General features: G+C 37.1%; 13 protein-coding genes. 4 read left to right on the forward strand and 9 right to left on the reverse strand.

Annotated features, from left to right (window positions below; translation table 11 throughout):
* Window positions 1-184: 184 nt before the first annotated feature.
* The 3 genes from rcsF to proS all read left to right on the forward strand — a co-directional run bounded on the left by rcsF (window position 185) and on the right by proS (window position 3,160).
* Window positions 185-589, forward strand: a complete 405-nt coding sequence (gene rcsF / locus M1E96_RS16030) for an Rcs stress response system protein RcsF (protein WP_070927390.1) — start codon at window positions 185-187, stop codon at window positions 587-589.
* A gap of 7 nt (window positions 590-596) precedes the next feature.
* Window positions 597-1,319: a tRNA (N6-threonylcarbamoyladenosine(37)-N6)-methyltransferase TrmO gene (tsaA, locus tag M1E96_RS16035; protein ID WP_319067371.1), complete on the forward strand. Its 723-nt coding sequence runs from the start codon at window positions 597-599 to the stop codon at window positions 1,317-1,319.
* A gap of 122 nt (window positions 1,320-1,441) precedes the next feature.
* Window positions 1,442-3,160 (forward strand): proline--tRNA ligase, encoded by a 1,719-nt coding sequence (gene proS, locus M1E96_RS16040; protein WP_070927387.1) that lies wholly within the window; start codon window positions 1,442-1,444, stop codon window positions 3,158-3,160.
* Between the two features lie 64 nt (window positions 3,161-3,224).
* Here the strand turns inward: proS and chbG are convergent, their stop codons facing one another.
* The 7 genes from chbG to nlpE form a co-directional block, all read right to left on the reverse strand.
* Window positions 3,225-3,986, reverse strand: a complete 762-nt coding sequence (chbG, locus tag M1E96_RS16045) for a chitin disaccharide deacetylase (RefSeq protein ID WP_272580643.1) — start codon at window positions 3,984-3,986, stop codon at window positions 3,225-3,227.
* Window positions 3,987-3,998: 12 nt separating this feature from the next.
* Window positions 3,999-5,366, reverse strand: a complete 1,368-nt coding sequence (locus M1E96_RS16050; protein ID WP_272580644.1) for a 6-phospho-beta-glucosidase — start codon at window positions 5,364-5,366, stop codon at window positions 3,999-4,001.
* 221 nt (window positions 5,367-5,587) lie between these two features.
* Window positions 5,588-6,436, reverse strand: coding sequence for a transcriptional regulator ChbR (gene chbR, locus M1E96_RS16055; RefSeq protein ID WP_272580645.1), 849 nt, complete (start codon window positions 6,434-6,436; stop codon window positions 5,588-5,590).
* 11 nt (window positions 6,437-6,447) lie between these two features.
* Window positions 6,448-6,792: a PTS N,N'-diacetylchitobiose transporter subunit IIA gene (gene chbA, locus M1E96_RS16060; RefSeq protein WP_070927378.1), complete on the reverse strand. Its 345-nt coding sequence runs from the start codon at window positions 6,790-6,792 to the stop codon at window positions 6,448-6,450.
* Between the two features lie 35 nt (window positions 6,793-6,827).
* Window positions 6,828-8,186 (reverse strand): PTS N,N'-diacetylchitobiose transporter subunit IIC, encoded by a 1,359-nt coding sequence (gene chbC / locus M1E96_RS16065; RefSeq protein ID WP_140180494.1) that lies wholly within the window; start codon window positions 8,184-8,186, stop codon window positions 6,828-6,830.
* Window positions 8,187-8,283: 97 nt separating this feature from the next.
* Entirely contained in the window at window positions 8,284-8,604 is a 321-nt protein-coding gene (locus tag M1E96_RS16070; RefSeq protein WP_070927402.1) for a PTS sugar transporter subunit IIB, read from the reverse strand.
* Between the two features lie 368 nt (window positions 8,605-8,972).
* Window positions 8,973-9,629 (reverse strand): envelope stress response activation lipoprotein NlpE, encoded by a 657-nt coding sequence (gene nlpE / locus M1E96_RS16075; RefSeq protein WP_140180492.1) that lies wholly within the window; start codon window positions 9,627-9,629, stop codon window positions 8,973-8,975.
* Window positions 9,630-10,017: 388 nt separating this feature from the next.
* On the opposite strand from nlpE, the gene rof reads away from it, so the two are divergent.
* The gene (gene rof / locus M1E96_RS16080; RefSeq protein ID WP_070927372.1) at window positions 10,018-10,281 is read left to right on the forward strand and encodes a Rho-binding antiterminator; all 264 of its coding nucleotides are present in this window, start codon (window positions 10,018-10,020) and stop codon (window positions 10,279-10,281) included.
* A gap of 73 nt (window positions 10,282-10,354) precedes the next feature.
* On the opposite strand, the gene tilS is transcribed toward rof, so the two are convergent.
* Together tilS and M1E96_RS16090 are read right to left on the reverse strand one after the other, a co-directional pair.
* Window positions 10,355-11,704, reverse strand: a complete 1,350-nt coding sequence (gene tilS / locus M1E96_RS16085; protein WP_070927369.1) for a tRNA lysidine(34) synthetase TilS — start codon at window positions 11,702-11,704, stop codon at window positions 10,355-10,357.
* A gap of 14 nt (window positions 11,705-11,718) precedes the next feature.
* On the reverse strand, window positions 11,719-12,594 hold the full coding sequence (locus M1E96_RS16090) for a DMT family transporter (RefSeq protein ID WP_272580646.1): 876 nt from the start codon (window positions 12,592-12,594) through the stop codon (window positions 11,719-11,721).
* Window positions 12,595-12,602 lie beyond the last annotated feature (8 nt).

Raw genomic sequence — 12,602 nt, forward strand, 5'->3', positions numbered from 1 at the left:
TTAATATACTAGGTGGTGCAATGCCACCTAGTATTTTTTGCATTATACATACTATAAATAATTCAAGGTGCGTCTAGGCGATTCGTGTTTTTAAGCACAGACAACGACTTGAAATACGACCAGTATAAAGACAACACATAGCAACTGTATTTCCCCAAGAGCTACTATAAGAAAGGAAAAACTTATGAGATTGTTATTGCTCACCCTCGCTACTTTTATTTTAGCTGGGTGTGGAATGAATCAATACATTCATCAGGGCCAAAATAAAGGCTTCACAAGTATGAAGCTATCTAAACCAGTGCCAAAGAAAGTCGCTGAACCAAATACCGCTAATGTAAAATTAATGAATAGCCCTGAAGAGTTATTAGGGATGCCATTTAAAGATTTAGGGGTTGTTTCTGGCGAATCGTGTCGTGAAAGTATCAAAAGCCCACCCGCCAACTTAAATACGGCTAAAAAAAGCATGTTAACACAAGCAGCTTATATTGCAGCTGACGCTGTACTGCTACATCAGTGCCAGACCTTAGCATCACCCGGTTGCTATCAAGCAACAATTTGTGAAGGTAGCGCAATACAAATTGTTGAATAATAATTATATGCAATCATTCGAGTGTAATGTTATAGGGCATATCGAATCACCCTATAAAGAAAAGTTTGCCATTCCACGCCAACCTGGGCTTGTACCAGGTGGCTCGGGACGTCTACATTTGCATTCACCATATAATGATCCGAATTCAGTGAGGGGACTCACTCAATTTAGTCATATCTGGGTTTTATTTATTTTTCATCAAACAATGCAAGGAGGCTGGAAACCTTTAGTCCGCCCTCCTCGGCTTGGTGGCAATGAAAAAATGGGGGTTTTTGCGACACGTTCTACTTTTCGCCCTAACCCTATTGGTATGTCGCTGATCGAATTAAAAAATGTCATAGTTAAAAACAATCAAGTTATTTTAGAGCTAGGTAGCTTGGATTTGGTAGATGGTACTCCTGTTATTGATATCAAACCTTATTTGCCTTTTGCTGAATCTATTGCAACAGCAAAAGCCGGCTTTGCACAAGATGCGCCATCAGATGATATGCAGGTTATTTTTCTTCCTCAAGTTCAGCAAGATTTAGTCAAATACCAGCAAAGCTATCCAGGTCTTAGCGAATTTATTCAACAAGTTCTTATGCAAGATCCTCGACCTGCCTATAAAAAGCATGGTACTAATGAACAACGTGATTACGCCGTTCACTTATTGGATTTTAATATTCGTTGGCGAGTTATTGATAGTGTGACGGAAGTATTCGCTATCGAACCTTATGAAAAAACCGTTTAACCCCTTTTGACAAAGCTCGGTCACTGATAAACTAACCGTTTATCATGTTGCTTAGCAACCTAGATTGATTTTGGCGAATACATATATTCGCCATAACCCGTTGTTCTAATGGAACCTATACAATGCGTACTAGCAAATATCTGCTCTCAACACTAAAAGAGACTCCTGCTGATGCGGAAGTTATCAGCCATCAGCTGATGCTTCGTGCAGGAATGATCCGTAAACTTGCATCTGGTCTTTATGACTGGCTACCGACTGGTGTCCGTGTTCTACGTAAAGTCGAGAATATCGTCCGTGAAGAAATGGAAAATGCGGGCTCAATTGAAGTGTCTTTACCCGTAGTTCAACCCGCAGATTTATGGCAAGAAAGTGGTCGTTGGGAACAATATGGCCCTGAATTACTACGTTTTACTGATCGTGGTGAGCGCCCATTTGTTTTAGGTCCAACTCATGAAGAAGTCATTACTGATCTAATTCGTAATGAAATCACTTCATACAAACAACTCCCATTGAATCTATTCCAAATTCAAACTAAGTTCCGTGACGAAGTACGCCCACGTTTTGGGATCATGCGTTCACGCGAATTTATCATGAAAGACGCTTACTCTTTCCATACATCTCAAGAATCATTACAAGAAACGTATGATGCAATGTATGAAGCGTATAGCAAAATCTTTACCCGTATTGGCTTTGATTTCCGTCCTGTTCAAGCTGACACAGGTTCAATTGGCGGTAGTGCCTCCCATGAATTCCAAGTGTTAGCTCAAAGTGGTGAAGATGATATCGTTTTCTCGACTGAATCTGATTTTGCAGCCAACATTGAACTCGCAGAAGCCGTTACACCACTGACTTCACGTGCGGCTCCAACTGAAGAAATGCGTTTAGTTGATACACCCAACGCGAAAACTATTGCTGAATTAGTTGAACAGTTTAACTTACCAATTGAAAAAACAGTTAAAACACTGATTGTTCGTGCTAAGAAGGATTCAGGTCATACACTCGTTGCTCTACTGATCCGTGGTGATCACGAGCTAAACGAAGTCAAAGCAGAAAAACACCCACTGATTTCTAGCCCATTAGAATTTGCCTCAGAGGAAGAAATCAAAGCAGCAATTAAAGCTGCTCCAGGCTCTCTTGGTCCTGTGAATATGCCATTGCCAATGGTCATTGACCGTAGTGTTGCTGTGATGAGTGATTTCGGTGCTGGCGCTAACATCGATGGCAAACACTACTTTGGCATTAACTGGGAACGTGATCTTGCGCAGCCAGAAACATTCGATTTACGTAATGTAGTCGAAGGCGATCCAAGCCCTGATGGTAAAGGCACGTTACTCATTAAACGCGGGATCGAAGTTGGCCATATATTCCAATTAGGGACTAAATATTCGGAAGCGATGAAAGCCTCTGTTCAGAATGAAGAAGGCCATAACCAAATCGTGACTATGGGCTGCTATGGTATTGGTGTAACCCGTATTGTTGCCGCCGCTATTGAGCAAAGCCATGATGAACGCGGTATTATTTGGCCTGATGCGATAGCGCCATTCCACGTTGCGATTTTGCCGATGAATATGCACAAATCATACCGTGTCAAAGAAGTGGCAGAGAAATTATACGCTGACTTAAAAGCACAGGGTATTGATGTCATTTTTGACGATCGTAAAGAACGCCCAGGCGTTATGTTTGCTGATATGGAATTGATCGGGGTGCCATATACCATCGTTATTGGCGATCGTAATTTAGACAATAACCAAGTGGAATACAAAGCTCGCCGTAGTGACGAAAAATCACTTGTTGGCTTAGATAATGTTATCAGCTTCTTAAAAGAGAAACTGGGCAAATAATTTAATCTGCTATTTTTACTTGCCCAACCTATTTATATTAGAGACAAATAGGTTGGGCTATTTATTATAAGTCCAAATAAGTTGCTAACTGATACCCTCTATCCCTAATTGCTTGCTTAAGCCCTTTTCCAGTTAAAACCTCTAACTCTGTCAATCTCTGATAGGCATATCCACTCATCAATAAATCGTTATCAATAAATGCTGGATGGCACATAATCTCTATAGATTGATATCCCTGTTTTGTTGATCTGTCGAGTATACTCAAAAACAGCGCCTCTGAAACTGAACTAGGTTCACCATAAAAATCAGGTGAAAAATAATCAGTACTACGAGGAATATTCAATATATTTTCAGTACTGTTATGTTCGTGGTAAACCCGCAAGGGTATTCCCTTTTGATTGGCAAATTCAGCAATTAATGGAAAAAGCTGTGCAATCATATGTATATGGTGATGGCTATCTATATGACTTGGTGGGCGACCAAAAACATCATTAAACCGTTGATATTGAGCATTCAACTCTGCCATTATTTCATCTAAAGGTAATAGCCCCTCTGCTTCCAATTCCCACAGCCATTTACCTAATTTACCTTCACGGGTTAAGGTAGGCATTACAGTAAGAGGCTTACCGGTAGTTAATACAAAGTGCATTCCTATCGCCAAGGTGGGTACTTGGATGGCAAGTTCCGCTGCGTGTTGAATATTTTGCATATTCATCATCGCTGTCGTTGATGTCACAACACCATAACGGTGTGCATCAACAATTCCATAATTAACCGATTTAGATAATCCAAAATCATCAGCATTAATAATTAATAAAGAGGGCATATCCCATTCCTATTAAGCTCCAGAGACAATTTTTTCCTGTTCGATATATTTAATGGCTTCAGCAAAATTCGGTAAATAATATTTATGCGCTAGGAGAAGATCTTTCGCCATCTGGCGTGCATCATTATCGGAATTAATAAGAGGATTTAAATTCATGGCTAATAAAATTTCATTGAAATCCCCATTGATTGCTGCATGAGTTGTTGCTATTTCATACTCTTTAATTGCATAAATCAATCCTAATACTTTTTCGTCAAAATACGTGATCCTTTCACTCGGTATTGCACCATCACGACCTAATTTACTGGTTACCTCAATCACCCAATCGGCTGGAATATTATTTATATGGCCATAATGAGGAATATTAACATAGTGCTCCGTTTGCTTATCATTATAAATAGCATTGATAACTTCACAGGCTGCATCTGAATAATAGGCACCGCCACGAGACTCTAATTGCTTGGGTTTTACTTTTAATTCAGGATCTTTATACAGCTCGAAAAGTTCTTTTTCTAATTTTTGTACGACTTGCGCTCGTGTGCCCTCTTTATAAAACTCTGCCATTTCAATAACTAACATTTCTTTATGTTTAAAATAATACTGTAAGTATGAACATGGTATCAGTTTCAAAGCACTTAATAGTCCACTATCAAAAGGTAACCCTGTAATATTTTTTACTGAATTAGTGCTATATGCCTTTGATATGATGCCATTCAATACTTCATCAAATCGAGAAACACCATCAACAGTAATATTTTTAATGAATACCATATGGTTTAAACCAAATAAATCTATCGATAGCTGGTTTTCTTTTGTTAAACCTAATACATCTGTAATGAACATTTTCATACCAATCGGGACATTACAAACACCAATAAAACGTTTGAAATTAGTGTGCCGATAAACAGCTTCTGTCAACATTCCAGCAGGATTGGTAAAATTAATAATCCACGCATCTGGACATAGCTCTTCTACATCCTTAATTATGTCAAAAATGACAGGGATTGTGCGTAGTCCTTTAAATAAACCACCAGCACCATTTGTTTCTTGCCCTAAATAGCCATAACTTAGTGGGATCACTTCATCTTTTTCTCGTGCTTTTAATAACCCAACCCGAAATTGTGTCGTCACAAAGTCTGCATCTTTTAATGCTTGCTGACGATCTAATGTTTTATACAGTTTAAGTGGTATATTCGCATTCTTTATCATCCGTAAACTTAATTCATAAATAATATCTAGCTTTTCCTGTCCTTCTTCAATATCAACTAACCATAATTCACTAATAGGTAAATCATGATAACGTTTAATAAAGCCTTCAATTAATTCAGGTGTATAACTACTACCACCACCAATAGTCACCACTTTTAATTTTTTGCTCATGTGTGTTCAGACCTCACTAATGAAATTTAGATATAGTAAGTTATAATTAAGTTGAAATATAAACAGGGAATACAATAAATAATATAATTTCTTTATTTAATCTATATACTCTAAATAATTCGAGATTCATCTAGGTGACAGACGGGGAGCATAGATGAACTATGTGACTCGGCTAGCTGAGCGTAGTCAACAACCCTGCACCTTGAAATATGACGAGTATATTAGCCACTTTGTAAACTCTTTCTATACTCACTCGGAGTTAATGTTGTTGCTTCCTTAAATTTTTTCACAAATAAACTCGGACTGCTATAACCTGATTCAAAAGCAATATCAGTTATAGAGTAATTAGTTATCTCTAGTTGTTTTTTTGCAAAATTTATTCGAATACTATTGATAATTTGCATTGGCGTTTTACCGTAATAACGCTTTGTTGCTCGTGTTAAATACTCTTGAGACTTCCCTGTTATTGCAATCATGTTTTCCAATGCATTTTCATTGAACATCGCTATTTCATGCATTTCTTCAATTGTATTTTTTAACCATTGAGGTGTGTCATCTTGCACTTTTTTCTCTCTATAATGACGTAAACGATTAACAACGTTGAAAGTAACAATCTCAATAAATTCATTAAATTCATTTCCTCTAAAGTTTAATGAAGCTATTACTGATTCGATATAAGCCATAAATTCATTTTTCAAAGCATAAGATTGAGAAGCAACAAAGAATGAAGGCAATAAAGGTGAAAAATACTCCTCAAAAAATGTTTTTTTGATTCCAACGTTTAAAATTCTTGTTGCGCCAAACTCATAAAAACTTTCGTGATTTGAACCAATAGGTAAAAAAACAAATTCCCCTCTTTCTAATAACACTTTTCTGCCGTTAACATTTTGGTAATAACGCCCTGTAAGAACAATCGTATACTCGTAATAATCATGTTGATGCAGCCCTGTAGCACTTTCTGTTTTATTATAAATAACCACATGAAAATCCTTATCATTAAAAATATCATTTTCATAGACAGTTTTAACATCCATATTAGAATTGTTTGTGCTTATTATTGGCTGCATCATACACCCCCTAATCAAGAGTTTATTTTTTTATAGAGCTCAATGAACTCCGTTACCAATTCTTTGGCTAGCATCGTGTTCATTAAGTGATCTTGAGCGTGAGCTAAAATCAAACTCACTTTAATTTTCCCTTCACCCATATCAGTTTCAATCATTTTAGTTTGAACTTTATGTGCGTCACTCAATGCTAATTTTGATTGTTCCATTAACTCAGCAGCTTCAAGATATTGACCTTTTTTCGCTTGCTCTAACGCTTTATAAGCAAAACTTCTTGCCTTACCTGAATTAATAATGAGACCCATAACAATTTCTTCAAGATCATCAAAAGATAAATTTCCATTATTATCTAAATCAATCATAGCTTCCTCATTTATTATTAAACATTACCGACCAATTAAAACTGTAATGCTTTTTTAGTTTCTTCTTCGCTTTCTTCTTTATTCGTCGTCACTTGGGCTTTATTAGCAATTATTACAAACGGTAAATAAACTAACGTTGCAATACCAAGGTTAAATAAAGCTAAAAGTAAAGCTGCAAAACTGCCATTTGTATTAAAGAAAGCCCCTAATCCAGTTGGCATTGTCCATGGTCCGATATTCGTGATAGGCGGAATAATCCCCATATAATAGGCAATTACAGTGATCGCCAATAATATAGGTTGAACAAAAACAAATGGGATAAACATAATAGGATTCATTATGATAGGAATACCAAATACCATAGGCTCGTTAATTTGAAATATTGATGCAGGTAATCCTAGTTTTGCAACTTGTCGATAATCAGCACGGCGTGAAGCAATGAAGATAGCAATAATTAATCCAAGAGTAGCCCCTGATCCTCCAAGAAATACATAAGAATCAAATAAGGGTTTGGCCCATAAGTGGAATGTTTTCCCTGCTGCAAGTGCAGCTTCAACAGAGCCATATTCATGATATAACGCCACGTTTTCTATCGCCCATGGTGTCATTATCCCTGAATCTAGCGCTGTTAACGCCAAAGCACCATGAATACCAAAGAACCATAGTAGTGTACAAAAAATGGTATAAGCCCATCCAACAATGCCGCCAAGAGAAGCTAATGGTTTTGATATACCATCCATGATTAATTGATGGAAATTAGTTGTGATCCCTGCCAAGCTCCATGCAATAACCCCCATAATCAATAAAATGATAAAACCTGGAATTAATGCAGAGAATGAGCGACTAACTGCGCTAGGTACTGTGCTAGGTAATGTAATAACCCAGTTACGACGAACAATAAACGTAAATGCTTCAGCAACAACCAAGCCAATGATCATACCCGAAATGATATTCGCACCGCCTAACCAATTTGCACCTATTGCATAATTACCATTCACATCAAATGGAGTAACAGTAACAAATGCTGCAATAGCAATAACCCCTGCGGCTATAGGATCAACTTTGCGTTCTTCTGCTAATGCCATACTGATAAAGAAAGGTGTCATTAAAGACATGATCCCTAATGTACCATTATAAACATTACCACCAATCCCTTTAAATTTATTTAAAGATTCTATTGCTTCAGGTGAAATATGAATGCCAAGAGAATAAAAAAAAGAACCTTCACCAAAGCTAAGAAAAACGTTATTTATCAAAACGAATAATGCCCCAATTAATACCAAAGGCATTAATTTAATAAAACCATTTTTTATTGCATTTATATGTGGTTGATTTCCTAGTTTTATAGCAACTGGAAGTAATACCTTTTCAAGTGACGTGAGCATATGATTCATAGAATATCCTTAGATACTTTAATCACATATCTTGTTTGTATGAAATAAGACAACCATAACAAATAGATAACGAATTTAATTTATTTAAAATTAATATTTATTGACTAGATTTATTTTTTATTGCTGCTACTGCTGACTTTAGTACTCCCAATCCATCGACTTTGCCATAGAGTACAGAATCAATAACCTCTACAGGCTTAGTGGGTAGGAGCTTCTGGATTTCAGAACATTTCCATGCTATTTGAGGACCAAGTAAAACAAGATCTGCATCAATTCCCTTTTCTGTCACAAGTGTTTCAGAAAATGCCTCTATAATAACTGGAACATCATATTTTTCAGCTTGTTGTCTCATTTTTGATACAAGAAGAGATGTTGACATTCCAGCTGAGCAAAACAAATAAATAAGCTTTTTTTCCACAATAAACCCCTCGTTCATCCGTCTGCTTTAAATACCGATTAACTGCCGTATATATCATTATATTTTTATATTCTATAATTTAACCTTGATTGCTTTTAGTTGAATCGAGTATACGTAATCCCCCTTAATATGAATATTTCACCACTATCTATAATTGTTTCTCATTGACCAACAGCTATGACCTTCTTCACATTTCTTATAAATAACTTATTAATATAAGCAAGCAATTAATAACAACTAGAGAGTATCATTAATGGTTATTATTTGATTTTATATTCTATTTAAGGATTAATTGGTAGTTTTTTAACAAAAAAAGCCAATTTCATATGAAATCGGCTTTAAAATAAGAATATATAGAAAATATTAATTTATTTACAAGAACTCGACTTATCAAACATTATTTGCCCCGTTTGCACTAATGCTGGGTCAAATTGACCATCCTCCATCGAAGGACGAATAGTATAATAACCTTCTATTTCAGCATAAACAGGTGTTCCACCTGTTACGCCTGTCGCACTATAACCTTTTTCAAGCTCTAAACCTGATGCGCTATAAGTACGACCTGTTTTACATTCAGTGAAAGTCGCAGCATCTGCGAGATAACGATATTCACCCACTTTTTTAGTTGAGGTTACTTGGTTTAACGTATAGTTTAATTGCGATTCAATTTTGTTACCTTCTTGGTCAAGAAGGATCATTGATTTATCATCTGCGGATGGTAAGAAGTAACTGCGTTCGCCATTCGCATTGGTCATACGCAATTTTTCACCATCTTTTGCCCATGAGCCAGTTTCATAAAAAGTTTGGTTACCATCACGGGTATCTAAATAAACCAATTGCTCTACATAAGTGCCATCTTGATTAACGAGTAATGTTGCCTCAATTCCAGAGCAGTCTGCACAAGGCAATGTTCCTGTATAAGCTCTATCGATATAAGTCACGTTAGGTTGTTTTGCTATTGTTTGGCAACCCGCGAGTGTTACTACACCTGCCGCCATTAATGCTAATAATAGTGATTTTTTCATTACCTTTATCTCCTAACCATTCCATTATTATAATTTTAGTCTATACATTAATGATAACATTTTACGCCAATAAAAATATTATCATGACTATATTTCGGATTTTCCTGACATCTTGAACAAAATAGAGTCACTCGCGAACAAGAATTTATTTATTTAAGTCATCGCTGATTATTGTTCTTAAAATTACTGTGCTATTATCCTATTAAGCATGTGATGCTTAGTGAAAATATACTCTAAATAATTCGAGGTATAGCTAGGCTGCAAGTAAGCAAATCACTAGGAGCCTACACCAATAGGTGACTAGTGCGAGTGAACGCCAGCAATAATGCTACAACTCGAAGTATGACGAAGGCGGCAATAACCGCCACTAACACAGTGGTGAGGGAATATGTCTACAGATACTGAATATCAACCTATCAATTGTGATGATTACGAATATCTTGAAATCGCTTGTCAGCGCCAGTTAAAACTTGAGATTAAACTTCATGGCGGCGAAATCATCGAGGGTAAAGCCAGCGATTTGCTCTTGCGTAAAAAAGTTGAGTATCTCATTTTAGAGACTCAAGAAGGCACAAAAGAGCTTCGATTGGATCACATCAACACCTTCAGTCATCCTGAGATCGGCACAATTGTTGTCGATAGCTCTCACTAAAGCTCATACACTATTGAGTCCTTCAGCGCCCCTTATGAACATCCCTGTCGTAAGGGGCTTCTTATTTTATTGACTACTTAAGTTGATATTCATCGAATTTGTCCCAATGAAATGCAACGCCCACTTGCTCATTGTCCACCAACCCTTCGGGGGTAATAAAGCATCCAACAGCAGTAATCAATTGTTCATTGTAATAAATCAGTGGTGTTCGCTCACGCATCCAAGGAGAGATACCTAATTCTTGCCAGATCTTCTTACTGCTTCTGGAATGCATTCTACCGACAATTTTATAAGTACCCTGCAAACCAAAGCGTACAGTCACCTTTTCCGTTGGCATGGGCGGGCGAATTTGCCCTTCATCAACCATAACATTCAAAGTGCCTAGCGCTTCAGGTAACATAAATGGTTGCGGGTAATGCCATGTAAATTGTTGCCCGAGTAAGCTGTTAATACGACGTACAATCCACAACGCTCCTTGATACCGCCGAATATCGACATTGCCGAGCTGACAAATAGGTTCCGCATCTTGCCTTGCCAATGCGACTTCCAGCCAAATACGCTGTAATTGATTGAAAGGTGGCATCGATAATTGATGCAGTGCCATCCAGCGACGTAATAACGCATTACGTTTTGCTTGCGTGCAATCATGTAGACCATCAATAAATAAACCGCCTCGATAGTCCATCATTTCATCGAGTGAATCTTGTAATAGCTCATCAAGTAACGCTTCTTGCTCAGCACATAACGACGCACTACGTGAAACTGCTTTTGCAAAATATGGCCAACGCTGTGCTAATGTCGGCATAACACGCAATCTTAAAAAGTTACGGTCATAGCGATCATCTTGATTACTGTCATCTTCAACCCAAATAAGTTTTTCTTTAGCCGCGTATATTTCTAAATCATTGCGAGATACTTCCAGTAAAGGCCTCAATAGCCACGTTTGACCAATTGTTGCATTAAAATTTAAAGATTCGGGCATTGAGGAAAGCCCTGCGGGTCCACTCCCCCGTTTCAAAGCTAATATGAAAGTTTCAGCTTGATCATCTAAATGTTGAGCTGTCACTATAATTTCATTTTCAGCAAGTTCATCACGATAGGCTTGGTAACGCGCTTCCCGAGCAGCAGCTTCAATACCATTTTTAGTGGGATCAACCGTAACACGATAACAAACAAAAGGAATTCCCCATTGATGACATAACTCCAAACAATGCGTTTCCCACTCATCGGCTTTATTATTTAAGCCATGATGGATATGGATCGCTCTAATTTCTAGTTCAGGAAGTTGCTGCTGTTTCAATTGATATAACGTGTGAAGTAGAACCGTTGAATCAACACCACCACTAAGTCCAACAAGTATTTTTCTAAAATGACCAATTTTGTTGAATACATGTTCAACGATGGTTTGCGATGATTTCATCATTATTCAGACCTTCTCTATTGTTTACCGCGACCCACACACAACACACCAGAAATAATCACTAGCAGTACTCCTACGATATACGCAATTTCAAATGGATCACTTAAAATCATCACTAACCACAGTACTGACAAGACCGGTGATAAAAATACAATTGAAGCAATTTTTGCGGAATGCCCAGTATTCATAGCTTTAAACCACAAAATATAAGAGACGCCATTAATCAATACGCCATTAATGATAGTTGGCCAGAATGCAGCTTTAGAGGGTAATTTTATTTCGCTAAACATAAGCAGCAAGACTAATGAGGTTAATGTAGAAAATATAAATAACCAGACGGTGCTAATATAAGGATCTATTGAGTACTGTCTAGAGAATACCGACATTAGTGCAAAGCAAAATGCACCACTAAACACAAGTAACAACGCAATCGGATTTTCTACTTGTAGCTGTGTCAAATGGCCTTTTGTAAAAGTAATAATGACAGCAATAAAACCAATGATCACACCGACAATTTGTCTACCCGCTAACTTGTCTTTCAGTAAAATAACAGATAGCAAAATAATAATTAAAGGCCAACTATATTGAATGACTAGAACAGCAATGCCATTCTCAATCGAGTAGCCGTAATACAGTAACAAATAAAAAAGACAGTCTAAAAAACCAAGCACAAACACTTTACACAACATGTTTTTAGGTAGAATAAATAAGTTAGCAGGCCGATAACCAGCGCATAAAGCGACACAAATAACTGAAATAGCAGAAATAAAGTTAGACCAAAACAAAAATTGAAAACTATCCAACCCATTTTGCCCAAAGCGCGAAACAATAGGAATAAAACTCCAAATCAACACACATAAAAATGCGTAGATTAAATAGTTATACTGACGCATGGTCACCC

Origin of the sequence: Providencia sp. PROV236, assembly GCF_033676985.1 — a bacterium.
Classification (GTDB): Bacteria; Pseudomonadota; Gammaproteobacteria; order Enterobacterales; family Enterobacteriaceae; genus Providencia; species Providencia manganoxydans.